Origin of the sequence: Fortiea contorta PCC 7126 (genome assembly GCF_000332295.1) — a bacterium.
Classification (GTDB): Bacteria; Cyanobacteriota; Cyanobacteriia; order Cyanobacteriales; family Nostocaceae; genus Fortiea; species Fortiea contorta.
Genome location: NZ_KB235930.1, coordinates 1956963 through 1983121, shown reverse-complemented (window position 1 = coordinate 1983121; position 26159 = coordinate 1956963). Strand labels below are relative to the sequence as shown.

At 45.4% G+C, this 26159-nt stretch carries 20 protein-coding genes and 1 tRNA gene; 10 read left to right on the top strand and 11 right to left on the bottom strand.

The genetic code is table 11. The annotated features are described in order from the left end of the window. Positions 1–661 precede the first annotated feature (661 nt). The 4 genes from pds (at position 662) to MIC7126_RS0109340 (ending at position 4701) form a co-directional block, all read left to right on the top strand. Positions 662–2101 (top strand): 15-cis-phytoene desaturase, encoded by a 1440-nt coding sequence (pds, locus tag MIC7126_RS0109355; protein ID WP_017652876.1) that lies wholly within the window; start codon positions 662–664, stop codon positions 2099–2101. Beyond that, positions 2085–3017, top strand: coding sequence for a 15-cis-phytoene synthase CrtB (gene crtB, locus MIC7126_RS0109350; protein ID WP_017652875.1), 933 nt, complete (start codon positions 2085–2087; stop codon positions 3015–3017). The genes pds and crtB overlap by 17 nt, the downstream gene beginning before the upstream one ends. 89 nt (positions 3018–3106) lie before the next feature. Beyond that, positions 3107–3198: transfer RNA gene (locus MIC7126_RS0109345), tRNA-Ser, on the top strand. Between the two features lie 171 nt (positions 3199–3369). Beyond that, a complete protein-coding gene (locus tag MIC7126_RS0109340) occupies positions 3370–4701 on the top strand; it encodes an ABC transporter substrate-binding protein (protein WP_017652874.1) in 1332 nt (443 codons plus the stop codon). 64 nt (positions 4702–4765) lie between these two features. Here MIC7126_RS0109340 and MIC7126_RS0109335 read toward each other — a convergent pair whose 3' ends face one another. The 3 genes from MIC7126_RS0109335 to trxA form a co-directional block, all read right to left on the bottom strand. Then, positions 4766–5503, bottom strand: a complete 738-nt coding sequence (locus MIC7126_RS0109335) for a hypothetical protein (RefSeq protein WP_017652873.1) — start codon at positions 5501–5503, stop codon at positions 4766–4768. 351 nt (positions 5504–5854) lie between these two features. Then, a complete protein-coding gene (locus MIC7126_RS0109330) occupies positions 5855–6598 on the bottom strand; it encodes an alpha/beta hydrolase (RefSeq protein WP_017652872.1) in 744 nt (247 codons plus the stop codon). Positions 6599–6720: 122 nt separating this feature from the next. Next, positions 6721–7038, bottom strand: a complete 318-nt coding sequence (trxA, locus tag MIC7126_RS0109325) for a thioredoxin (RefSeq protein ID WP_017652871.1) — start codon at positions 7036–7038, stop codon at positions 6721–6723. Positions 7039–7255: 217 nt separating this feature from the next. Between trxA and fabG the strand changes: the two genes are divergently transcribed. After that, the gene (gene fabG, locus MIC7126_RS0109315; protein WP_017652869.1) at positions 7256–8023 is read left to right on the top strand and encodes a 3-oxoacyl-[acyl-carrier-protein] reductase; all 768 of its coding nucleotides are present in this window, start codon (positions 7256–7258) and stop codon (positions 8021–8023) included. Beyond that, positions 8020–8184 (top strand): hypothetical protein, encoded by a 165-nt coding sequence (locus MIC7126_RS31225; protein ID WP_017652868.1) that lies wholly within the window; start codon positions 8020–8022, stop codon positions 8182–8184. Before fabG ends, MIC7126_RS31225 begins: the two co-directional genes overlap by 4 nt. Here the strand turns inward: MIC7126_RS31225 and MIC7126_RS0109305 are convergent. Then, positions 8171–9253 (bottom strand): MraY family glycosyltransferase, encoded by a 1083-nt coding sequence (locus tag MIC7126_RS0109305; RefSeq protein ID WP_017652867.1) that lies wholly within the window; start codon positions 9251–9253, stop codon positions 8171–8173. The genes MIC7126_RS31225 and MIC7126_RS0109305 overlap by 14 nt on opposite strands. 157 nt (positions 9254–9410) lie before the next feature. On the opposite strand from MIC7126_RS0109305, the gene groL reads away from it, so the two are divergent. Both groL and MIC7126_RS0109295 read left to right on the top strand, forming a co-directional pair. Then, complete coding sequence (gene groL / locus MIC7126_RS0109300) at positions 9411–11084, top strand: chaperonin GroEL (protein WP_017652866.1); 1674 nt, start codon at positions 9411–9413, stop codon at positions 11082–11084. Positions 11085–11341: 257 nt separating this feature from the next. Next, positions 11342–12379: a DUF4351 domain-containing protein gene (locus MIC7126_RS0109295; RefSeq protein WP_017652865.1), complete on the top strand. Its 1038-nt coding sequence runs from the start codon at positions 11342–11344 to the stop codon at positions 12377–12379. A gap of 19 nt (positions 12380–12398) precedes the next feature. Here the strand turns inward: MIC7126_RS0109295 and MIC7126_RS0109290 are convergent, their stop codons facing one another. Genes MIC7126_RS0109290 through MIC7126_RS30985 form a run of 3 tightly spaced genes read right to left on the bottom strand, consistent with a single transcriptional unit; the run spans position 12399 to position 16269 of the window. Further along, complete coding sequence (locus MIC7126_RS0109290; protein WP_026100140.1) at positions 12399–14144, bottom strand: serine/threonine protein kinase; 1746 nt, start codon at positions 14142–14144, stop codon at positions 12399–12401. After that, entirely contained in the window at positions 14116–14685 is a 570-nt protein-coding gene (locus tag MIC7126_RS31905; RefSeq protein ID WP_238553630.1) for a hypothetical protein, read from the bottom strand. The genes MIC7126_RS0109290 and MIC7126_RS31905 overlap by 29 nt, the downstream gene beginning before the upstream one ends. Next, a complete protein-coding gene (locus tag MIC7126_RS30985; protein ID WP_017652862.1) occupies positions 14686–16269 on the bottom strand; it encodes a peptide ligase PGM1-related protein in 1584 nt (527 codons plus the stop codon). It lies immediately after the preceding gene. A 611-nt stretch (positions 16270–16880) separates the two neighbouring features. On the opposite strand from MIC7126_RS30985, the gene MIC7126_RS0109275 reads away from it, so the two are divergent. After that, positions 16881–17738: an SDR family oxidoreductase gene (locus MIC7126_RS0109275; RefSeq protein ID WP_026100139.1), complete on the top strand. Its 858-nt coding sequence runs from the start codon at positions 16881–16883 to the stop codon at positions 17736–17738. Positions 17739–17961: 223 nt separating this feature from the next. Then, positions 17962–18219 carry a hypothetical protein gene (locus tag MIC7126_RS0109270; protein ID WP_017652860.1) on the top strand — a complete coding sequence of 86 codons (258 nt, stop codon included), beginning with the start codon at positions 17962–17964 and terminating at the stop codon, positions 18217–18219. Between the two features lie 10 nt (positions 18220–18229). Here MIC7126_RS0109270 and MIC7126_RS31900 read toward each other — a convergent pair whose 3' ends face one another. From MIC7126_RS31900 to mgtE, 4 genes are all read right to left on the bottom strand, one after another. Next, positions 18230–20119 carry a hypothetical protein gene (locus MIC7126_RS31900; protein WP_238553629.1) on the bottom strand — a complete coding sequence of 630 codons (1890 nt, stop codon included), beginning with the start codon at positions 20117–20119 and terminating at the stop codon, positions 18230–18232. Positions 20120–20248: 129 nt separating this feature from the next. After that, positions 20249–22762 (bottom strand): hypothetical protein, encoded by a 2514-nt coding sequence (locus MIC7126_RS27310; RefSeq protein WP_420795554.1) that lies wholly within the window; start codon positions 22760–22762, stop codon positions 20249–20251. A 760-nt stretch (positions 22763–23522) separates the two neighbouring features. After that, positions 23523–24449 (bottom strand): DUF11 domain-containing protein, encoded by a 927-nt coding sequence (locus tag MIC7126_RS0109250; protein WP_026100138.1) that lies wholly within the window; start codon positions 24447–24449, stop codon positions 23523–23525. Positions 24450–24739: 290 nt separating this feature from the next. After that, a complete protein-coding gene (gene mgtE / locus MIC7126_RS0109245) occupies positions 24740–26140 on the bottom strand; it encodes a magnesium transporter (protein ID WP_017652857.1) in 1401 nt (466 codons plus the stop codon). Positions 26141–26159 lie beyond the last annotated feature (19 nt).

The window sequence follows — 26159 nt, the reverse complement described above, 5'->3', positions numbered from 1 at the left end:
CAAGGAAAAAAGTTTTTTATATTTTTAGAGGCGAAATGTAGAATTATTTCGACTGGGGATCATCATATCTTGTTAGCAGTAAACAAGCAAATAAAACTTTTCGATGTTGTTTTCAACTATTGCTAGATTTTAAATTAATTTTTTTTATAGATTGTCTTAATTGCAGATAAAAATATGCAAACATACTCTATTTTGCAATGGAAAATTTACTGAATAAATATTTTAAATAGTATAAAAAATAACTTTAATTACCAAATTAACTATTAATTACTGAAAAATTCACAGTAATTTTACACAAGTACGTATATACTTAAGTGATACAAATAAAACGAAAAGCCAGAAAAAAACAATCATTCAGCAATAATATTTGGCATGGGCGATGGGATGTATTCATCACCAGTAGAGATTGATCAGTTGCTATCTGCGTAGCGTACTACCCTTGTGACGCATCCCGTAAATAGGGGCATCGCCCCCTGTGTTGATTGAGAAGCAGCAAGTTTTTGAGTTAGCTGTTGGGTATTTGAGATATTAATTGTGCAAAATTCCGACTTAAAGAAGTTTTTGGAGAAGCGATCGCACAAAGAGCGATAAATGTAACAGATTGCAACGTATAATGAGAACGACAAAACGATGAAGAAATATTGAAGAATAGTAGGGTTAAATGCGAGTAGCGATCGCGGGAGCGGGCCTAGCAGGACTTTCCTGCGCGAAATATCTCACAGACGCCGGTCACACCCCTATCGTCTTGGAACGCCGAGACGTACTGGGTGGCAAAGTGGCAGCGTGGCAAGACGCGGACGGAGACTGGTACGAAACAGGTCTGCACATTTTTTTTGGGGCTTACCCCAACATGTTGCAGCTATTCAAAGAACTAGACATTGAAGATCGTTTGCAGTGGAAAGAACACAGCATGATTTTCAATCAGCCGGAAGCACCAGGAACATACAGCCGCTTTGATTTTCCAGATTTGCCGGCTCCCTTAAACGGAGTTGTCGCCATTCTGCGAAACAACGACATGCTCACCTGGCCTGAAAAAATTAAATTTGGGCTAGGACTGATTCCCGCAATGATTCAGGGGCAAAAATACGTTGAAGAAATGGACAAATACTCCTGGACAGAGTGGCTGCGTCAACAAAATATTCCTGAACGGGTCAACGATGAAGTTTTTATTGCCATGTGCAAATCACTCAACTTCATCGGCCCAGATGAAATTTCTGCGACAATTCTCCTCACAGCCCTTAATCGTTTTCTCCAAGAAAAAAAAGGCTCGACCATGGCCTTTTTGGATGGTTCCCCAACCGAGCGGCTGTGTCAACCGATAGTAGATTACATCACCGAACGCGGTGGCGAAGTCAGACTCAACGCCCCCTTGAAAGAAATTTTGCTCAACGCCGATGGTACAGTTCAAGGATTTTTGCTCAGGGGCTTAGATGGCGCAGAAGACGAAATATTTACAGCTGATTTGTATGTCTCTGCCATGCCAGTTGATCCGCTGAAAGTGATACTACCAAAACCTTGGCAACAAATGGAATTCTTCCAGAAGCTAGAAGGTTTAGAAGGCGTGCCAGTGATTAACTTACATTTGTGGTTTGATCGCAAACTCACACAAATTGACCACTTACTATTTTCGCGATCGCCCCTCCTCAGCGTTTATGCTGATATGAGCAACACCTGCCGTGGATACGCTAACCCTGATCGTTCAATGCTGGAATTAGTTCTAGCGCCAGCGAAAGATTGGATCACAAAATCTGATGCAGAAATTGTGACCGCAACAATCGCCGAATTAGAAAAACTCTTCCCCGACCATTTTGGCGGAGAAAATCCAGCAACATTATTGAAATATCATGTGGTGAAAACGCCGCGTTCAGTTTACAAAGCGACTCCTGGTCGTCAACAGCACCGCCCCTCCCAAGTTACACCCATCAGTAACTTTTATTTAACCGGGGATTACACCATGCAACGCTACTTAGCCAGTATGGAAGGTGCCGTACTTTCTGGTAAGCTGACAGCGCAGGCGATAAGAGAAGCACTCCCGGTGGCTAATGCCCCCAACAAGCAAACGCTATCCCGATCGCCCGCAACGAATGCTGCAACTGCCTAAGTCACCCCCGCGCATGAAAACGCTGGTCTCTGTGGACGAGTCCTATCAACTCTGTCGGCATCTTACACAAAAGTATGCCAAAACTTTCTATCTCGGCACTTTGTTGATGAACCAAGTAAAGCGCCGAGCTATTTGGGCAATCTATGCTTGGTGTCGCCGTACAGATGAGTTGGTAGATGGTCCTGCATCTGCTCTGACTACGCCAGAAACCCTAGACCTATGGGAGCAGCAGCTAGAATCTATTTTTGCCGGCAACCCCTGTGAAAATTTCGATGTAGCTCTAGTTGACGCCCTGCAAAGCTATCCGATAGACATTCAGCCCTTTCGGGATATGATCGCCGGTCAGCGGATGGACTTATATCGTAGTCGCTATGAAACCTTTGAGGAGTTATACCTCTACTGTTATCGTGTCGCTGGTACCGTCGGTTTAATGTCAACAGCCGTGATGGGCATAGATAACACCGTAAATACGGCTCCGTGGCATCAAAACAAACAACCATACATACCCACCGAAGAAGCGATCGCCCTCGGAATTGCCATGCAACTTAACAATATCCTCCGGGATGTTGGCGAAGATGCCAGACGCGGGCGCATCTACATTCCTTTAGAAGACTTAGCAAAATTTAATTATACCGAGCAAGACTTCTTTAAAGGTGTAGTAGACGATCGCTGGCGATCGCTCATGCGCTTTCAAATAGAACGCGCACACCAATTTTATACAAAAGCAGAAAAGGGGATTACTTACCTTGCACCAGACGCCCGCTGGCCCGTTTGGACAGCATCCATGCTCTATGGAAAAATCTTAGATGTGATTGAACGCAATGATTATGACGTGTTCAGTCAGCGTGCCTACGTCCCCCAGTGGCAAAAACTACGCACCTTGCCTTTTGCTTGGATGCGATCGCAAGTTCTGTAATCGAGTAGTCAAGAGTTAAAAGTCGAAATTTGGACTTTTGACCCTTGACTCTTCCAATTAAATCTGCTATTGTTCATATTCGTGACCGTGGAGAGGTGGCTGAGTGGTCGAAAGCGGCAGATTGCTAATCTGTTGTACGGCAGGCAACTCCGTACCGAGGGTTCGAATCCCTCCCTCTCCGTTTTCAAGTATTTAAAACAGGCAAAGTATAGTTATTTTTACATCCTGGCAGGTATTCATGTAGGAGTGATATTATTTATCATTCGGAGCCTGTTAAGATGAAGCTAACCTGAAAACCCAGATTGAGTCTTACTTTCAGGCTCCCGAACATCACGAGGAGTGAAAGTAAATTATGCCAAGAATTAGTACCGCCTTAGCCTTAAGTTTGGCTACCCTAGCCACAGGCTTTCTTTTGGGCGCTTGCGAAACCGTCCCGACCAATAACACATCGACAACTGGAACCACCGCCACCCCAGCCGCCAACTCAACCACCACAGGCGGTAGCGGTCAAGGATTAAAAATTGGCACTCTGTTACCCACAACCGGTGACTTAGCTTCCATCGGTCAGCAGATGGTAGGTGCAGTTCCCCTGCTTGTAAATAGCGTCAACGCTTGCGGCGGCGTTAATGGTGAACCCGTAACCTTAGTAGAAGTAGACGACCAAACCGACCCCAAAGCAGGCGCCGCCGGCATTACCAAATTAGCAACTGTAGATAAAGTTGCTGGTGTCGTTGGTTCCTTTGCTAGCAGCGTCTCCAGCGCAGCCATCTCCATTGCAGCACCCAATAAAGTCATGCTCGTTTCCCCCGGTAGCACCAGCCCCGTGTTTACTGAAAAAGCGAAAAAAGGCGACTTTCAAAACTTTTGGGCCCGGACTGCTCCCCCAGATACCTACCAAGCCCTAGCCTTAGCCCAACTTGCCAATAAAAAAGGCTTCAAGCGAGTTTCTACCGTCGTCATTAACAACGACTACGGCGTGGGTTTTGAAAAAGCATTTGTTGAGACATTCGAGAAATTAGGCGGTACCGTAGTTAACAAAGGTAAGCCAGTCCGCTACGACCCCAAAGCTCAAACCTTTGATACAGAAGCTGCAGCCGCCTTTGCTGGTAAACCAGACGCAGTATTAGCTGTGTTGTATGCAGAAACAGGTAGTCTATTCCTCAAAGCAGCCTACCAACAAGGCTTAACTCAAGGCGTGCAAATTCTCCTCACAGACGGCGTGAAAGCAGATACCTTCCCAGAACAAGTAGGAAAAAGCGCTGATGGCAAATTTCTTTTAGCTGGCGCAATTGGTACCGTACCCGGTTCTGATGGAAAAGCCCTAGAAGACTTAAAAAAACTCTGGCAAGAAAAAAAAGGCGGTGTACCAGGGGAATATGTCCCTCAAACTTGGGATGCTGCAGCCTTGTTAGTATTAGCAGCACAAGCCGCCAAAGAAAACACAGGCGTTGGTATAGCTAGCAAAATCCGCGAAGTTGCTAATGGCGTCGGTGTAGACTCCACCCAAGTAACTGATGTTTGTGAAGGATTAAAGCTACTCAAAGAAGGCAAAACCATTAACTACCAAGGCGCCAGCGGTAACGTAGATATTGATGCTAATGGCGATGTCGTCGGTGTCTACGATGTCTGGACAGTTGGCGAAGATGGCAAACTCAAAGTAATTGACAAAGTTAATCCCAAATAAATCTTAGGGAACTGGAGCTAGGGAATAGGAAAATATCAATTCCCAATTTCCTAGCCCCTAATTTTTAATAACTACCGAAGTTATAACCCACACCAATCAACAAACCGACATCAGTTTTGTTGAAAAATGCAGCATTCACCGCAGCAGTGGCGGTAAATCGAGAACTCAAGGGCACATCGATACCACCAGATAATAGCAGCGCCACATCTGAATTATTCCCAGTTTTGAAAGCTGCACCTGCGCCGATGTAAGGTGCAATGGGTAACGGTTCGCTGAACGGGTCTGCCACTTGTTGTATGGAAAAGTCATAAGCGAGGGGTGCGAGAATCACAGTATTGTCTCCCAGCACCGCTGACGGTCGGAGAGAGATATTGTTAGTCAGTCCCACTTTGCTAATTACCGCAAAATTACCATCGCCCAAAGCCGAATCGCTACCACTCAAACCAATGTTACCAGCGATACCAAGGTAGCTTCTGCCACCACGAGTGGGTCTACCCGGTTCGATATCAGCTTGCGCTACTTTGGGAGTAGATATCTGAGCGGTGGTTTGCTCCGCAGTTTGCTGTGAGTAATTGGCTGCAAGTGCGGTGGAAGTGGTCGCCGCTGTGCCTGGAATTGGTGTCAGTATGCGACTAGCAGTTTCTTGTGTAGCCGCATTTGGGAACTGCTGCAAGTTTGTCGAGTTAGCTAGATTAGCTTGTTCAGCAGTTTGGGCAACAGCAGATAGGCTACCGCTGAAAACTGCTAAAGTTGTTAAACCAGACAACAAAAAATTACCTTGACGTAGGAAAATAGTATTCACATTCACTCCTCAGTGCATATTGCACCACCATAAATAAGCGATTTTTCGGTGTTAAGTCAACGAATCTACGCACAATCAACATTTAACATCAAAAAAGCTAGTTCCTACATCCTGATTTCGACGTAAGTACTGAGTGTTAAGTAGTAGTATTTCACTTAATATATCGTCAATATGACGGTTGACAAAAATTAATTTTTAATCATGTCTATAATGTAAACAAATAGACATACAGTATTTTTCAGGTAAATGGTATGTCGGTAGGGAACAATGTAGAAACATCAAATTTGACGTCTCTACACAAGTTTTAGATAACCCATGATTAATTTTTGGATTTTGATACTGCTGAAAAAATTAATCCCCAGTTAATGCTAAAGCCAGAAGCTCAGGACAAGCCAGATGTGGGCAATGTCCACAAGCCAACTCAATGGCATCAACTCCTAGGCGCTGGCGTGCAGCGTAGCGTGACCATGTAGGAGATATAATTCTGTCATTGCTACAAACAATATATTTATACTCAACCTTTGGCAAAGCTTTGAGAGGATTCGTCGCCAACATATATGCCATAGATTGTTGCGAACGACTTTTTGAGATTGCCCACTGTGCGATATCCGGTTGACAATCGTGAAAGAAAAAATTCATTAAAACTGCTGCGGTGGAAAAATCTTGCCCTACGGAAGCAGGTTCGTACATATCAGGCTCATTGTAGAACTGTTCCAGTTGACTTGGGTCTTTTGGCTGATAATTGAAAGATTTAAGCGTGTGAGAATCTAGACGATGAGCAAATTGGTCGAGTGTACTGATTCCAGGAGACGGGATGAGCGCACCCACAAACACCAGTTGACGAACTTTTACTGCTTCTGCAACTAGGGGAATTATCGTACCAGCCATCGAGTGACCAACTAGGATAATATCATCATCAGTTTTTGGTAGCGCTTGAATTACCACATCTGCAAATTGAGACAAAGTGGCAGATGGATTTTCAATTGGCAAATCCATTGTTATGATTTTGTGACCTTGGGCTTCTAAGTAGGGAATTAGTAAATCCCAACACCAAGTCCCTTGGAAAGCACCGTGAACTAGACAAAAAAGACTCATAGGGAAGTACACGCGTAGCGAAAATGTTGTGTGCCCTGTATAAACTAATCAAAGGCTCAAAAGCTCCGCTCACACTTTGACAGGTGGTGGTGGAGCTTTTGAGCCTTGAGTTGATATGCTCCTTAAATGAAATTTTGTAGATGTGCTACTAACTGAGGTGCTTGCATCACTCCTTCAATTCGCTCTACTGGTTGACCTTCTTTGAACAGCACTAAAGTTGGTAGAGCGTATATCTGATATTGAGTTGCTAATTCTGTATATTTTTCTGTGTCAATTTTGACAATGCGTAGACGATCCTTGAGTTGAGCATTGACTTGCTCTAAAATGGGCACCATCATTTGACAGGGGCCACACCAGTCAGCATAAAAATCTACTAATACGGGGACATCAGAGCCAGACAGCATTTCTTCAAAGCTGTTGAATTGTTTTTTAGTAGCCATATGACACACACCGCCCTTTTATTCTTCGTTTTCAATAGTAATGCGTGGCAAATGGAATCTGTGTAACATCATTTTATTTTTATGGTTGGGTAATTTCGCTTTTCAGACCCAAGATGTAGATATTAATTGGTTGCAAAAATCTCAAATTCCAGAAGCTGTGGGTACAAATCACCATAAGATCATTAGCGCGGTGATGCAAAATGATGAGGAATAATTCATGGCTGTTTTGAGTGAAAATTTGCCAAACTTGCAAGAAAAAGTAGCGATTGTTACTGGTGCGTCACGGGGAATTGGGCGAGCGATCGCTTTAGAATTATCTCAGTACGGAGCCAGTGTGGTTGTCAATTATGCTAGCTCCAGCGGAGCGGCTGACAGTTTAGTTGCAGAGATTAGCGGGGCGGGAGGAGAAGCGATCGCTATACAAGCTGATGTCTCTCAGGCAGAGCAGGTGGATGCACTGTTTAACACCGTGATCGACAAATTTAAACGTGTTGATATTTTAGTCAATAACGCAGGTATCACCCGCGACACACTATTGTTGCGAATGAAGCCGGAAGACTGGCAAGCCGTTATTGATTTAAATTTAACTGGTGTCTTTTTATGTACACGAGCCGCCAGTAAAATTATGCTCAAGCAGCGTTCTGGACGCATTATCAACATCGCCTCGGTAGCTGGACAAATGGGCAATCCTGGTCAAGCGAACTATAGCGCCGCCAAAGCTGGAGTCATTGGGTTCACGAAAACTGTGGCTAAAGAGCTTGCTTCCCGTGGGATCACCGTCAACGCCGTCGCTCCCGGTTTTATCAGCACCGATATGACCAGTAATCTCAGCAACACCGAAGAGATATTGAAATACATTCCCCTCGGACGTTATGGACAACCAGAGGAAATTGCGGGTATGGTGCGCTTCCTGGCCGCTGATCCCGCCGCTGCTTATATTACTGGACAAGTGTTCAATGTTGATGGTGGGATGGTGATGGCGTGAGTGCACAAGGTGGGGAGGTGTGGGAGGTGTGGGGAGTGTGGGGAGTGTGGGAGGTGTGGGAGGTGTGGGAAGAAGTAGAAGATCAAAAGCGTAAGCATAAATTATTTTTCTCCCCAACTCCACAACTCCCCATCTTCCAATCCTTGATCAAACTGCTCTGAGCCTTTGCCAGATAGTAAAGCCTAAAAACATGATAATGCTCAAGGTGGTAGCGAGCATGACTATCAATGTCATGCCTTGGATTCTCATTGCCAGCAAGTTAAAAATTAAAGTAATTGTCCACAGGGTGAATGCCGCATGGCGCTGAGAGAATCCCCAAGCTAGCAAGCGGTGATGCAGGTGGTCTTTACCAGGGGTACTCATGGGGTTTTTACCTGCCATCAGTCGCCGGACGACCACTTGCGTAGTATCTAGCACTGGCAGCAGTAAAAATAAAACAGTTGGAACTAGGGAAAATACTGTAGTTACTTGCAGCTTACCTAAAATACTTGTCGCCGCCAGCACATAACCAAAAAAGTAAGCACCAGCATCGCCCATAATAATTCTGGAAGGGTAGAAGTTGTGGCGCAGAAAGCCCAGGGCTGCTCCTCCCAAGGCTGCTAGAACCAATGTGGCAGCAGCTCGATTGGGAATTTGGGCAGAAACAGCTAATAGACTCATAGCCGTGATAAAACTAATTCCGCCCGCCAAGCCATCCATACCGTCCATTAAATTAACGGCGTTGGTAATAGCTACTACCCAAAAGACTGTGAGCAATATCGAAAGAAGAGGGTCAATGGGTGTACCAAAAGTGACACCGATTCTAATACCATTAGCCACCAGCAGCAAGGCTGTGAGAATTTGAGTAAACATGCGAACCGAGGGAGGTAAGCTAAATTGGTCATCGATAAAGCCCACAAGGACTAATATCGTGCCTCCCAGGAGAATAGTTAGCACCTGAACTAAGACAGGTTGCAATTCTATGGGTCGTAAGAGGGTGGCTAAGACTAAAGCCGCAATCACCCCCGTGTAGATAGCCAACCCCCCCGCGTTCGGTAGAGGTTCTTTGTTGAGTCGTCGGGCGTTTGGTTGGTCAGCCCAACCGACCCGCAAAGCAAATTTGCGTACTGTGGGCATCAAACGCCACGTTACTAGCCAAGCCAAAAGGAACGTGAATACTACCGCTAACCAGCCGTAACCGCTAGGGTTAGCAATACCTAGGGATTTAAGGGAGTTGTATAAAAAATTCATCTCCCAGTTCAACCATTAGTTTCAATGTTCAACATGAGTGTCAACTGTATATTAATCAATTTTTTTATTTCCATTTGTAACCTGGACAGCTACGGGAGTTAGCACTCACAGAACAAGAGTGCTAAATTGTCTAATGGAAGCGCTTGAGAAATAAAACATGGCGAAAATTATTGCATTTGATGAGGAATCGCGGCGGGCCCTAGAACGGGGTGTTAACGCCCTTGCTGATGCCGTAAAAATCACCTTGGGACCCAAAGGTCGTAATGTCCTGTTAGAAAAAAAATATGGAGCACCCCAGATAGTCAACGATGGTATCACCGTTGCCAAAGAAATTGAATTAGAAGATCCTTTGGAAAACACAGGGGCAAGACTCATCCAAGAAGTGGCATCAAAAACTAAAGATGTGGCTGGAGATGGCACCACCACCGCCACAGTTTTAGCACAGGCGTTGATTCGGGAAGGGTTGAAAAACGTCGCCGCTGGTAGCAACCCTGTGAGTTTGAAACGGGGTATTGACAAAACTACCGAAGCTTTGGTAAAGGAGATTGCCAAAATCGCCAAGCCAGTAGAAGGAAGTGCGATCGCTCAGGTCGCTACAGTCTCCGCTGGTAATGATGAAGAAGTGGGCAGTATGCTAGCCGACGCTATGGCGAGAGTTACCAAAGACGGTGTAATTACCGTGGAAGAATCCAAGTCCCTGACAACTGAACTGGAAGTGGTAGAGGGGATGCAGATTGACCGGGGTTATATTTCTCCCTACTTTATCACCAACAGCGAGCGGCAGACGGTGGAATTTGAAAATGCCCGCATCTTGATCACTGACAAAAAAATCAGCAGCATTCAAGATTTAGTGCCTGTTTTAGAAAAAGTCGCCCGTCTAGGTCAATCTTTACTGATTATCGCCGAAGACGTCGAAGGAGACGCACTGGCAACTTTGGTGGTGAACAAAGCGCGGGGTGTGTTGTCGGTAGCAGCCATCAAAGCACCTGGATTTGGCGATCGCCGTAAAGCTTTGTTGCAAGATATTGCTATCCTGACCGATGGACAGTTAATTTCTGAAGAAATTGGCTTGAGTTTGGATACTGCTTCGATTGAAGCTTTAGGAACTGCCCGCCAAATCACCATTGACAAAGAAAACACCACCATTGTAGCTGGCACCTCAACTCAGCCAGAAATCGAAAAGCGGATTGCTCAAATTCGCAAGCAGTTAGAAGACACCGATTCCGACTACGATAAAGAAAAGCTGCAAGAACGCATCGCCAAACTCGCTGGTGGTGTAGCTGTGATTAAAGTTGGTGCAGCCACCGAAACTGAACTCAAAGACCGCAAACTCCGAATTGAAGATGCCCTTAACGCTACTAAAGCGGCTGTTGAAGAAGGCATCGTTCCTGGCGGCGGCACAACCCTGATACACTTGGCTAAAAAGGTAGAAGCGATTAAAAACAGCCTCCACGATAGCGAGGAAAAAATCGGGGCTGACATCGTTGGACGAGCGCTGGAAGCTCCCTTACGTCAGATAGCTGATAATGCTGGTGCTGAAGGTGCAGTTATTGTCTCCAGAGTCAAGGATAGCGACTTGAGTGTGGGCTACAATGCAGCTACTGGCAAATTTGAAGACTTAATTGCAGCGGGTATTATTGATCCCGCTAAAGTAGTACGCTCTGCTTTGCAAAATGCTGCTTCCATTGCAGGTTTGGTTTTAACCACCGAAGCCCTCGTTGTCGAAAAGCCTGAAAAGAAAGCCGCTGCAGCAGCCCCTGACATGGGCGGTATGGGCGGTATGGGTGGCATGGGCGGTATGGGTGGCATGGGCGGCATGGGCATGTTCTAATCTGATAGTTACCCAGTTAAATATTTTTTCTACAGTTTGTCTGATAAGGCAAACTGTTTTTTTGTCAATCTGGTTCAAATAATACTAATTCAAGTTTGTAGAACACGCTCTTATTTGAACAGAACTTGACCTAGTGACAGACTGGTATGTTTAAGTGTTCTTCTTCGACCATCACTTCTTGAAAATCTATCGATGTGTGAAGTTCAATATCATGCAGAATGTAGGTTAAAAAAGTTATACCATCTACCAATCAACTGATGACAGAGGAATTAGAAAGAGCAGATAACGATTCACCGTGGAAGGAAATATTAGAAGCTTATTTTCCCCAAGCCATGCAATTTTTCTTCCCCGAAACAGCAGCATTAATCGATTGGTCACGTCCCCACGAATTTCTGGATAAAGAATTTCAACAAATCGCCCGCGAAGCAGAAACTGGGAGAAGATATGCAGATAAATTGGTGAAAGTTTGGCAACTGCAAGGTGAAGAAATTTGGCTGTTAATGCATGTGGAAATTCAAGCCACACCCGAAGAAGCTTTTCCCCAAAGAATGTTTTCTTATAACTTGAGAATCTTTGACAAATTTGCCAAACCAGTCATCAGTTTAGCGATTTTATGTGATGCTGATTCTTCATGGCGACCAAATCAATATAGTTATAATTACCCGAATACCAAACTCAACTTTGAATTTGGCATCGTCAAGTTGCTGGATTATCAATATCGTTGGACAGAATTAGAAAACAGCGATAATCCATTTGCAACTGTGGTGATGGCGCATTTAAAAACGCAGCAAACAACTAAAAAGTTTGCCGAACGTAAGACATGGAAATTTAGTTTAATTCGGCGATTGTATGAATTAGGGTTACAAGAAAAAGATATTCGTAACCTGTATCGATTTATCGATTGGGTTATGATTTTACCAAAAGCCCTAGAAACAGAATTTTGGCAAGAGTTTAAGCAGTTTGAACAGGAGCGGACTATGAGCTACATAACCACAGGTGAGCGCATTGGTTACGAGCGAGGAAAGGAAGAAGGTAGACAGGAAGGTAGACAAGAAGGCAAACAAGAAGGTAGACAAGAAGGTAGACAAGAAGGTAGACAAGAAGGTAGACTTCACGGTGAGCAAAGACTGGTGTTACGGCTACTACAAAGACGGATAGGAGAGCTACCACAAGAGATTCAACAGCGGATTCAAACTCTTGACCTAGAGCAATTAGAAGCGCTGGGTGAGGCTTTGTTGGATTTTACGGCTATGACAGATTTACTCAACTGGTTAGAAGCAAATCAAACTACGTAGAAAATTTCCGCTTGCTGCATTAACGCCAACCGAGGAGGCGCAATCCGGGGACGATGAGGTAATAACTGATGCCTAGCCAAAAGCTCAGTAGAATGCCCGCGAAACCAAAGAAAGCTACTGGCAAGTATAATTCTATCCATTCAGGTTGACTGGAAAATTGAAAAATAACTGGCAGCAACTCTAAGCGAATTAAAGCAGCAAAAATTACAGATGTACCCAACGAAGCCATAATGGCATAGACTATGTGATGGCTGCGAAGACCTAGGCTCAGGGCAAAGAGGAAAATAGCAAATAAAATCGAGATGACTAACCCTTCATTGCTGTTTCTGGTGGTGGTTAAGAGTAAGGCGAGCCAACCCAAAGAGTAGCTAATGATACCCATGATGGGGGCGACAAGAAACCGCCTTTTTTGACCGAAAACTCCCGCTATTGTCAGTCCCCAAGCAGTACCTAGACCGGCGGCAGCAAACATGACAATTTCCGCTCCCAGCATCGGTTCAGTCTGGGGAATTAAATCAGGTAGCTGACCTAGGAGCAAGTGGGCGACGCGAACCCCCAAGGTAGTTTTATAGGCTAAAATAAATCCCGCAATTGTACCGATACTGGCACTGATGCCAGTTAAAATCATTGCCCAAATTGTAGCTAGGCAGGCTAGTAAAAATTTAGCGATCGCTTTAATAATTAAAAGGCTAGTTCTACCTGCAGCTTGGCTAAATTTCAATAGAGCTTTTTTAATAACTTGCTCTAGGGGTGTCAATTGAACAACGGCTTGATTCACCCAGTTTTGTAACCAAGTTAATAACTCTGGTGGTGTTGCTCCCCGGACAATTTTGACTAATCGTTTTTGAATAATTGTGGCGTTTGCTGGACGCGATCGCACGTCTTCTTGGGTCATGTCATCCAACAAGTCTGCAAACTGTGGATTAATATTTACCCAGCGCCGCCATTGCAGCATTCCAGTTTGCGGATCTTCTAAATCTGGTGGACACTTACCTGTGAGTAACTCAATCATTGTCCTCCCCAGGGCGTAAAAATCAACTGTCGGCCCTACATAACCCCCGGTAATTTGCTCCGGTGGACTATAACCAGAAGAATATAACCTAGTTGAACTCGATGGCGATCGCCCCATTGCGGTACTAAATTGTTTGGCGCCACCAAAATCAATTAGCACCAGTTGATCAGAGTTAATTTCCCTACGCACGGATGTAGCCACAGAAGAAGTCCGCAGCATTAAATTAGAAGGTTTAATATCGCGGTGGATAATTTGACGCTTGTGCAACTCTTGCAAAATCTGCACAGCTTGAGCAAACCAGCTTAACACCAAATCTTCTGGACATCCTTGCGGATACTTTCTACTGATTTCTTCGAGGGTTTTCCCATCAATTTTTTCCATCACCAAGCAAGGGATTTGACGCCGTTGGGGATTAGGTAAATTCAGTTGAAAATATCCATCAGCATCAACTTGAGGTACACCAGAATGTCGCAGACGACTTAAAACGGCTGCTTCTTGCTGAAATAATTCCAGTGCTTTTGGTGCTTCTGCTACCAACACCTTCAACACTTTCTCGGCTTGGGTTTTTGTATCCCAAACTGTATAAATTTGGGCAAACCCTCCCGCACCCAAGGGTTGGAGTGGAACATAGCGGTTCAACAACTGTAACGGCGCGCCACAGCTGTTGCAAAATTTGTTTCCCCAAGGTTGAGGATAGGGACGTTTACAGTCAGGATTTATGCAGTTAATCGCACTCTGAATGATGGGGGACACAACCGCTACAGTACAAAGGCTGCCTTGATTTTAGCGTTTGCAGATAGAGACTGGGGGGGTGTGGGGAGGTGGGGAGATGGGGAGGTGTGGGGAGGTGGGGAGGTGGGGAGGTGGGGAGGTGGGGAGTGTGGGGAGGTGTGGGAAGCTTTGGGTTCTGAGCAGGATGTTTTGAGTTCTGAAATTTTACTTTGAGGTTCAAAGGCTGACACTTCAGGTTCAAAGGCTCAAACTTCAGGCTCAAAGGCTCAAGCTTCAGGCTCAAAGGCTGACGCTTCAGGCTCAAAGGCTCAAGCTTCAGGCTCAAAGGCTGACGCTTCAGGTTCAAAGGCTGACGCTTCAGGTTCAAAGGCTGACGCTTCAGGTTCAAAGGCTGACGCTTCAGGTTCAAAGGCTGACGCTTCAGGTTCAAAGGCTCACACTTCAGGTTCAAAGGCTCACACTTCAGGTTCAAAGGCTCACACTTCAGGTTCAAAGCCTCAAGCTTTATCCCCATCACCCCACCTCCCCACCTCCCCACCTCCCCATCGCCCCACCTCCCCATTCAATACCCATCCCAAGTTGTGGGAAAGGGATAATCGGAACAGGAGGAGAAGTCATGATTACCGTTGCGGGTTTCTGCGTCGAGGACGTTGACCACTTGGTGATAAATGTCATCTGCTTGTTGCGGGGAATCACCGATACAAGTCAATCCTAGTTTGCCAAATTGGGAAAGACAGCCCATCAAATGAAACACTGTACCTGTCTCTGTACCGCTGTCGAAGTGCAGTCTGTGGTGGGCGATGATATCCATTAAATCGTTAGGTAATAATCCTTGATAGCGGTCTTTTTGCAGGTTGTCGGTGGCAATGTAGTATTTGGGGCGCCCTTGCTGGCTGTAAAATAATCCTGTGGAAAGGTCATAGCGTCCGTTGGTTAATAATTTCAAGGTCATGAAGGGATGGGTAGTACCACCTTTACGCAGGTTAATTTCGATCGCTTGTATATCCCAGTTTCCATTTCCTTGATCAACGGCGATAAAATCGACCCCGAAGCGTTCTAATGCGCCTTTTTCGGCTAATTTTTTGCCAACTTGTAGTCCCAATTGCTGCAATCGCAATCGATAGCGTTCGTCTGCAGGAAATCGACAACCTAAATAGATTTGACCGTCTGGCCCTCCTAAAATTTGGTCGTGGGTGGAGAGGATTTCTACCTCACCATTGGGTGTAATTCGTCCTTGGACACTGGGCGATCGCTTATTTTCTCCTTCCACGAAAGCTTCTGCAATTGCACCTAGTTCAGATATGCGTCCGGAAAAGTTTTCCCAAGTCTCTTTTGTGGCTTGAAAGCGCATGGTGGGGAAGCGATGGCTAATGGCGAGAGTTTTTTCAGGGCGATCGCTACTGGTAATCTGTCTTAAATCCAACAGCGCGTTTCCTTCACCAGAAATCCCTTCATTCAGCTTGATCACTATTCTTTGTAACCACGGCTGGCGTTCCCACAAATCGCTAGCTACCGTTGCTAAATCTGCAATGTTCCATACCCTGGCGCTACCATCTGGGTGTGGTACTTCACTTTGTGCAAAAATTTGCCGACTACCGCTTTTTGTTCCCCAAATTTGTAAATCTGGTGCAGCTGCATACAGTGGTACACCCAATTTTACTGATAATTCTGCTTCCCAAGCGGTGGAATTATAGCACACCATAAATGCTTTGTCCAGTCTCAAAGCTTGGCGAATTCGCTCTAACAACCGAGGACGTTCTAAAATCTTTTGACTGAGCGGTTTGAGAGCAGAATCGTAGGTGGATAGTAGCAGCAAACGATGACGAGCATGGGAAAAGGGAATTCCTGGTAATAGCTGCAGATAATAATCGATAATACTTGGATGCAGCGGCATTGATGTTACATAAATCAGCCGAGTGCGGGGATTGCGTAAGCGCATCAATGAAAATAGTAATCGTTCTTCGTAATGTTCACAACCTTCTATCTTCTGGAGTTCGCGCTGATCAATACTTAAGGAAGGGACAATGAGAATATCTGCTTCACTTTCATCAAACAGCTCGATAGTTTTCCAGCGATCGCGTAAAGTTAATTGTAGATGGCGAAATTTATCAATTTGTTCTAATTCTGAATCATTCAAAGTTGCCATAATCCCTGCTCTGTATTGATCCCAACACTGGTTTATTATCCTAAATTGGTTACTGGTTATTTGTCATTTATTATTTGTAATTTGTTATTTGTAATTTTTCCTTTCCCTCCATCACCCTACCTATTCCCCATCACCTACTTATTTACTTCTAAAGGTTGATCGACGCGGAAATTTGTTTCCATCTAGAGAGCGATAAACTTTCAAGACATAACAGTTAACTTGATAGCAGATGAACGGGAGCAGTCCTACATCGACAGAGAGTTGTGTACTTATTTTCCGTGGTTAGGTTAAGAGCGTGTATCCGGTGTGGGGAGCAATAACTAAACTAATTCGTAATTCTTAGTAGCTGTTTGTGTTAACGATTTAAACTTTAGCACATGATTGACTAATTAAGGTCAATTTTTAAGTCTAGAAATGCCGAATTAGTTATCACTAAATATGTAAAAACTACGGACAATTACTAATAATTAGTACGTAATTTTTCCATAGAAATAAAGTCAGTTTAAACTTGCGAATGGCGAGTGGGAGCCAAAGCAAAAATAAAACCTTGGTTTGAATTTTCGACCCAAGGTTTATTTTTGAAAAATTATCAGAATGCGAGGAAAAATTATATGCCGACAGAAACACAATTACAGCCACCACAGCACCAAGAGCCGGCGGGTGTGGAATCAAAAATGACACCAAAACCCAAAGCAGATGATGCTCAATATCGAGGTAGTGATAAACTCAAAGATAAAGTTGCATTAATTACGGGTGGAGATAGTGGGATTGGTCGGGCTGTAGCGATAGCTTTTGCTAAAGAAGGTGCAAATGTAGTTATTAGCTATCTCAACGAACACGAAGACGCTAAAGAAACAAAACAATTAGTAGAAAAGTATGGGCGTCAAGCGTTAATAATTCCAGGTGACATCACCGATGAAAGCTTTTGTCAACAACTTGTAGAACAAACAGTCAAAGAATTTGGTAAACTCGATATCCTGGTGAACAACGCTGCTGAACAACATCCACAAAAAAATATTGAGGATATCAGTAAAGAACAATTGGAGCGCACTTTCCGTACTAATATCTTTTCAATGTTTTACTTGACAAAAGCAGCAATAAAGCACTTACATGGAGGTAGTGCGATTATAAATACTACCTCAGTAACAGCTTACAAAGGTAGTCCCCAACTGCTTGATTATTCTTCGACTAAAGGTGCAATCGTTGCCTTTACACGCGCCCTATCGCAAAATTTAATAGAAAAAGGTATCCGTGTCAATGCAGTTGCACCGGGCCCGATTTGGACACCTTTAATTCCTTCTACTTTCCCAGAAGAAAAAGTTGCCACTTTCGGTAAACAAGTCCCCATGCAAAGAGCAGGACAACCGGAAGAAGTCGCACCTTCCTATGTATTTTTAGCCTCCGATGATGCTTCTTATATCTCTGGTCAAGTGTTACATCCCAACGGCGGCGAAGTTATTAATGGCTAGTACAAAGCAGTGGGAGCATCAGGGAAAAAATGAAGAAATTTGCACAGTTAGCTATTGAGCATTTTGCGGCGAGCGATTGATTTACGCCTTTTTGAATTTTTAATTTTCACTTAAAATTATCTCCCTATTTCTCCACACTGAATCTGCCATCAGAGAGAGAGGGAGATAATTAGTAATTGATAATATAGCTAAAGCAAACATTTAGAGAATTAAAACTATATCTATGGCATCTCCAACACAATTGTATGGCACAGAACTAGTAGATTGTGCTAGAGCAAATGCCAAGCAAGGAATTGAAACCGCAGCTTATCAATGTGGTTATGGCGACAACCTGAACAAATTCTCCCAAGAACTCAAAAAAGCTTGTGAGCAAATGAATTTACAAGTCAAAGAACTTAGCGAATTAATTACTGACCAAGACATGATTTTAGAAATGGGTACTGGTGAGATTGTCGCTCCAGATACAGCTACAGAACTTTAATAGATAGCAATTAATTTATTTTCACTCGGAAGCTAACAGAACCTGGTCGCCCACCAGGAACATTACCCAATTTGACTATTACTGTACCGTTGGGGTTGCTGCGATTTTGACAGGCGCTGTTTTCGGGTATTTGTTCCAAGGGCGTTAGAGGCGAGAAAAATCTCCCTTGGTCAGCACCAGTACCAGCCCCGACGATAGAAATACTGCTGGGTATGTAGGTTGTTCCTTGAGGAATTAAATCGCAGAAATTGAAATTTTCTAAAGCCTGTTCACCAAGGAAATAAATCGTGTATTGTACATCATCGCCGCTTTGTAAAGGCGTCGTTGCGGGAATTTCTCGCAAACCCACAGGTCTGAGATTGGCTTGATTAATAGCATCGGCGTCAGCATCAGCTTCAACTCCAGTGAAAGATAAGCCACTGATGGGAACTCCTCCTCTAGTTGCAGATGTTATCCGTTTGACTAGACGCAAGCGATTACCCGTAGAGATAGCACCACCCAAGTTGACAATTGTCGGCTCATTCGGGCTGTTATTGGGTTGATTGACGTTACCGTTGGTATCAGGATTACCAGGATTATTTCCCGAACCGGGTTGACCAGGATTAGTAGAGTCACTGGCATCAGATAAAATTGGTCTACCGCCATCACCGCTAAAGTTAGCTAGAGCTTGGTTAGCGATAGGGCTAGTAGCCCCTGGAAGGATGCGAGCGTTATACTTGAGCGTGATTGTTTGACCAACAGCCAAAGTTCCCGGATTCGTGAATGTAATCGGGCTACCAGTACCGTTACCATTAAAACTGCTGGTGGGTAAACTCGCTGCTGCAGAGAATCCTGAAGGAAATTGAATCGGGTTAGAACCATCTCGCAAAACTTGTAACTGTGCGGGGATGGCGTCCCTGATGACCAACTCTGTGACACTTTCAGTGGTGCTGGAGTTCCGTACCAAGATAGTGTATTCCAAGTCATCGCCGACATTCAAAACTCCATTGTTATCGTTGTCCCGCAGGCGACGGACTGATTTGAAAATTTCCGTTGTGGGGATACATTGGTTAAGAGCGATCGCTGTTAATCCAAAATCATCGCCAAAAATATTATTAGCTTGATCAAAAATCGCCAAATTTACAGACGTTTCATTCGCCTCTGTCGTGAAAGCAAATTGCACTGGTATCCATTGTTGTTTTGTCGCTACTGTAGTAGGTGTACCAGCAATAAAATTCCCAGTAGCTGGAGAGGTGATTCTCAAAACTATAATTGGTGGTACCGCATCAGCAACGCTCGGATTGTCAGTCCGCAAAAGATTATAAAAATAAGCGATAAAGTTATAAGTTGTATTTGGTTGTAATCCCGTCACTGTCTGTCCCCAAATTTTGGGATTACCAGGCTCAATCGCAGAATTCGGCACAGTTGGACTGGTTGCCAACGCATTAGGGTTTGAGTAAAGGTAAGTATTAGAAGGTGGTACATTGTTTGCCGGGTCTCCCGGAAAAGGTCGTCCACTCAAAATGCTAAAGTAATCAATCGCCCCAGTTTGGATAGAAAGCCCTCCTCCTCCCTGATTATTAGGAGCATCCGTAGTTGGCACATCATCAGGATAAACATCATCACCTCGATAGGGCAAATCGCTAGTAAAACCGAGCCTAGCGGGTACAGGGCCAGAAACAGTATAAACACCTTCACCCGTTCCCGCATTAGTAGCAAAATTACCATTAATCAGGAAATTACTCCTTCCCAGTCTTGAACCCGCAGGACAACCATTACCACCCCTATCAATGATTTGAGCTTGAGCAGCTTCTGGTATGTATCCCCACCCACTGACTACAAATGGTAAAGCTAGCACCCCACAAGACAAACGCCTTCCCAATTGTGAGATTTTATCAGCTATTTCACTTTGCTGTGGCACAATATGCTTTTTAGTAGTGCATTTAGACTGCATCAAATCCTGGGTTAATTGGGGAGGAAATTTAAAACGTCTTTTCATTATTTATTTGATGTTAGACAGGTTTTAAAGTTTAGACAGATAGCATCAAAACTACTTCCGCGCTAAAGATTGTCGCAAAACATTAATCAATCGATTTTGGGAAACATCAGACCGCTCAGACTCAAGCTGTTGAGAAGGAGAAGGACGCTGCAGACCAAAACCAGCCAAAAGCTCACTCAACTTCAAACTCAAACTCAGATAAAAACCACCAGCAGAACGATAACCAGAAAAATCACGGTCATCAACACCGCCAAAACTATAACCCACAGCCAAACGCAAATCCGGAGTCAAATAATAACCAGACTCCACAGCCAAACCCAACTCATCAAAATCAGTACCAGAATTAGAATTCTGACCAATCCAGCGACCCTCAACCGCCAAATCAGAGCGATAACCCAACCGGTAAGCCGCCCGCAACTGAGCCAAATTCACCGTCGCATCCAACCGCTCCCCATTCAAAAAAGTCACCCCATTGCGCAGCGCATACTTACCATAAAACTCCCAACGCCAAGAAGGCGCATAAATCCCCTCCAAAGACAACACCTGACCAGTCGCCGTCGTCGGCGTCAACTGAGCGGAGGGAATCGAATCAAAATTTTGACGCCACTCATACTTCAACAAACCATTAAAACGGTCATTACTCGGGTCACGAAACGCCAAACCCACCCGGAGATTCGCCGTATCACCCAAAGATTGCAACCGCACCCCCGACCCATCCACACCACCAGACGGTAAAAACACATTCCCCGCCCCAGCCTGTTGAAACCGCACCAAAGCCGTCAGCGCCGGCGTCACCTTCCCCAGAGCCGAAGCACTCACCACCAAATTCTGACCCTCCGCCCCATCCCGATACTCAAAACGCGTACTCGCCTGAAAACCTGGATTATCCGTATACTCCAGCCCCAAACTATACACCGACCCCGAAAATAGCCCCAAACTCGCCGCCGTCTGTCCCACTGCGTAATATTGCTCAAACTGTGCCCCCGACGCCGTACCATTAAACACATTCTTAAACACATACTCATACCCCACACCCAACCGCAGACCCGGCGCCACCGTCCAGCGGTGATTCAAACCCACAGCCCCCTGACCTTGCAAACCATTCACCGCCGACAGCAGCGCATACCGCCCCGTCAAATTCGTCTCCCCCCACAACTTCCGCTCCAAAATCGTCTCCACAGTCGTCAACGAATTCCCCGGTACCAAACTACTATTCTCAAAAAATTGATGTGCCAAACGCAACTTCACCCCCGGGTACGCCTGCCAATCCAGCCCCAAAGTCGTACGATTCGGATACAGCGGGTCACTCCCACCCAAATTCAACTCATTCAAACCCTGAAACGTCAACGAATCAGTCAACGGTAACTTCAACCGCGACACCAACTGACTCGCCTCCCCACTCAACCGATTACTCACCCGGTCATCTCGGCGGCGGTTGACATACTCCACACTCACATCTGCATTCCCCAACTGTTGCACAATCCCCGCCCGCCAAGTCTGCAAAGTATTACTCAACCGTTCCCCCGGTCGCCCTTGGGGTTGGGGGTCAAACAAATCAAAAAATCCCGTCACCCCCGTCGCCCGTGTACCGTAGTTCTCCTCAAAATCGTACGCCGCTCGCAGCGCCGTTGTTGGCGTCACTTTTGCCAACAACGACCCACCATAGCGCGTTTGTCCCGGTGCAAAACTGAAAGTGGCATTATTGGCAAAATTCGGCTCCACCGCCCGATAGTAAGCCCCTGCTGACAAACTCCGACTCAAAGAAGCTATCGCCTCTAAACGATAAGCGGCGCCATCCACACTCGCACTATTGACGAGATTGTTTTGCGAGCGAGCATATTCACCGACAATTTGACTGCCATTACCCAAAGATAAATGGAAATCTGCACCAAATAATCGCCAATCTTGAGCGCCTTGGTCTTCTAACAAATAAGACGCACCAACAAATGATTTGTTTTCTAGCTGTGGAGATAGGTTGTATTGCAATCGCCCACCATAAAGTTGCGAATTCTGCGCTCCTTCATTTTGGTAGGTAACAACAATCCGTCTGACGAGGGTGCTACCGAAGGGATTGAGTTCTGTCGCTTGTAAAGGACGACGGAAGAACAATGTCCCTCGGTCATAATCAATGTTGTAATCTGCACCCCGGAATAGTTGAGTTCTGGCGACTACTGTCCCTGGACGATTAATTTCTTCTGATTCCACATACACTGTTTCACTTCCTCCTACCAACAAGCGTCGGGAGAGGAAGTAGTTACCGCTGGTACCGTTGGGGAGGATGGTATCTCGTTGGAATCCTTCGATGTTGTTGGCGTACAACCCTGTAACTTGCAAATTGCCAAAGTTGTAGTTGGCTTTGAAGCCGTGGAGTTGACGGGCGGTGGCGGTGTAGAGTTGGGAGCTGCGGTTGAATTCGTTGGTGTCGTAGTCGCCCCACATCACATAGTCTGGTTCGGCGCCAGGGACTGGTGAGGTGCGCTCGAACTTGGCATAGACGCTATCGATGGAGGGGCGGTGGATGTGAATGTGGAACTGTCGCCGTAGACTGGGTATTGTTGTTCGCAAAACTGTACACCACCAAACAGACGATTGCGGTTTTCGCAATCAAGGTTGAGTGGTCGTTGGCTGTTGTATGCGCCGGTGAAGCGCCACTCGCCGACTGCACCGGTGGCGAAGACTTGGGCGCTGAAGTCTAGTTGTGTCCCGCCGATTTTTTCGGGGTTGAGAAAGTCGCGGTAACTACCCCAGTAGTTTGTACCTCTGGGCCCGAGGCGGAGGTTGATGACGCCTGTGGCGAGGGAGGGTCGCAAATGGGTGGTGAATTCTACTTGGGTGTAGGCTTCGATTTGCCCTTGTTGTGGGGCTATGGGTGTAATTTCTGTGGGGGTCAGCTCGCTGGTGGTGAGGATGTGGTCGATGGCGGCGCGGATGCGTACTTGTTGGGGTTTGATGTCGGTGCGGAGGGTGGCGATGAATTCGCCGTTGCTCACCAGGATTTGAAAGCCGCTTTGGTCCCGGTTATGGTCGGCTCCGATGAATTGACCAGCGCTGCTGGTGAGGGTGACGATGATGTCTTGGTTGAGTGGTTGACCTTGACTATCGGTGATTTGTCCTTTGATTTTGATGGTGGAACGTCCGTCGGCGACTACTCGTGGGTCTTGTAGGGGTCTGATGTCTATTTGAATGGGACTAATTTGCGGGGCGATGTTGGGGGCGGGGTTTCCCCAGGCGGGGGCGATGAGGGTGATGAGTGTGGGGATGATGCCTGCGCTGTGGCTGAGGATTGGCCAGGGTTGGTTCCGGGTGGGTTGTTGTTGGTTGTGGTTCATCGTTTTTGTTCCCCAAAGGCTGGTGTGACGCCGAAGTTGATTCTCACCATGCTTCCTGGTGCGAGTTTGGCTAGTCTGGTGTGGCTATTTTTTTCGATGATGTATTTGTTGGGTGCGAGGGCGTATCCTGGTAGGCTGGTCAGGTCTAGTGTGGCGGTGCGATTGCCACTGATGACGTTGCTGAGGGAGTAGAGTCCGTTGTTGTCGGTGATGATGCGGGTGCCGTCGTCGATGTAGATGACGGCGTTACCGATGCCTGGTTCGTTGTTTTGTTGTTCGCCGTCGTTGTTTTTGTCGATGAATACTCTACCGATGAGGGTGCCGCAGTCGGAGAGGATTCCTGGTCTGATTCTGATGGTGTGGCTACTGGGGTTACTTGTGAGGTTGCCGGCTTGGGCGATGGCTAGGTTTGTGCCTGTGCCTCTGATGGCGTCTGGTGTGATTTCTCCGGCGTAGACTATGACTAGGGTTTGGTTTGGTTGCAGTTGGATGCTGTTGTCTACTGGGCTGATGCTGATGCTGCGGCTGTTGCTGTTGGCTGTGAGGGCGATGCTGTTGTTGTTGATGCTGCCTGTGAGTGTTTTGTTGATGAGTCTGATGCCTAGGGGTAGTCTGTCGTTGATGATTAGGTTGCTGGCTGCTGTTGTCCCTTTGTTGGTGATTGCTAGCCGATAGACTATGCTGTCTCCTGGTTCGGCTGCGGCTTTGTCTCCGGTTTTTATTAGTTCTAGGGCGGCGCTGTTGGCTGTGAGTCTGACTGTGTTTGAGTTGGTGATTGGTGTGCCGCTCGCTGTGCCGCTTGCTGTGTTGTTGATTGTGTTTGTTTGTCCCACGCTTGCTTGCGTTGTACTGAGACTGATGCTAATTGCAACCAGCGTTAACAATAGGTTTTTACGTTTTTTCCACGTTGAGATAGATGTCATTGGCAGGCATCGAGCAATAATAAAGGTTGTTGTTAGTATTTAGTGAATTTTTCGGGCGAAAAACTGTTTGTATTGTAAATTTTTTGTTGTTTTTGCTTTTCAAAGCATATTAACACCAAAGAACCACTGATATCTGTATAAAAGATTGATACCGTTACTTTTTTATGAAATTTTGATAAAAGGATTTTTTTTATTTCACAAAATCTTTAATTTTTGAACAATTATTGAACTTGACTCTTAATCAATCAAATGCAGTTTAACCAGCAAGTAGCTTGATTGTAATTTAAAACTCATAAATTTAAAATTACTCTCGCTAGATTGAAGTAAATTAAAACACCAATAACATCAACTGCTGTGGTGATAAATGGCGCTGACATTAAAGCCGGATCTAAGCGAAGTAAACGAAATAAAAATGGCAGTGCGGAACCGGAAACAGAAGCTAAAACAGAAATAGCGACTAAACTACTACCAACAGCGATCGCTACTTCTAATCTGCCTTGTAAAAAATATGCCCAAATTGTGGCGATCGTACCTAACATACCACCTAATAACACACCAGCGATCGCCTCACGTCCAATTACTTGCAATGGGCCCAGTAACCGTATTTCTTCGGTGTTCATCCCGCGAATAACCACCGTAGAAGATTGTGCCCCTACGTTACCGCCAGTACCTGTTAGCAAAGGTATAAAAGCCGTCAGTGTTACCACCTTCGTTAAGATATCTTCTTGAGATTTAATAATTGTGCCTGTAATAGTATTAGTAACAAGTAATACTAACAGCCAAACAACCCTTTTACGAGCAACTTCCCATAAATTTGTTTGGAAATAATTGTCGCCTCCCGATTGCACGCCACCACCGACAGCATAAATATCTTCAGTAGTTTCTGCTTGCAAAATATCGATCACATCATCAACAGTAACTATACCGACGAGACGTTGTTCTCTATCGACAACAGGCACAGCCAGAAAATCATACCTTTGAATCAATTTTGCTACTTCTTCTTGATCCGTATCTGTATGCACAAACACCACATCGCGGGTCATCACTTCCCCAATAATTTCCTCTGGCTGAGAGGTGACTAATTCTCTCAGTGATACAATCCCCGTTAAGCGCCTAGCACTATCAGTCACATAAAGGTAGTAAATCATCTCGCTAGCGTTAGCCAAACTGCGAATCCGCTCTAAAGTTTGCGCTACCGTCAAATTCTCTTTGAGCGAGATTAACTCCAGCGTCATCATTCGCCCAGCCGTGTCAGCTTCATAACCCAACAGTTGGGCTGTGGCTTCCCGTTCAGCGGGACTCAGTTGTTCTAAGAGGCGATTAACAATTTTGGCTGGTAATTCGTCAAATAATCTAGCTCGGTCATCCGATGACATCTGATCAACAATATCTCGGACTTCTTGACTTTTCAATTCCTCAATTAGCCGTTCTTGAACGCTGTAATCTAGATATTCATAAACCTCGATTGCTTCATCCTTAGAAAGCAAGCGAAAAGCCAAAGCGTGCATTGCTTCCGGTAAGCCTTCAATAGCCTCAGCAATATCCGCAGGCTGCACAGGTACTAAAATTGCCTTTGCTCCCCGTAAATCCCCCTGTTCTAGCAGCATTTGTAGCTGAGTTCGCACTAAATCTCGTAATTCTCGGCGTGAAAAACCTTGGAGGGTAGAGGGGGAATTGTTCAATTCAGTCACAGTCCATTTTCCTTAGCCA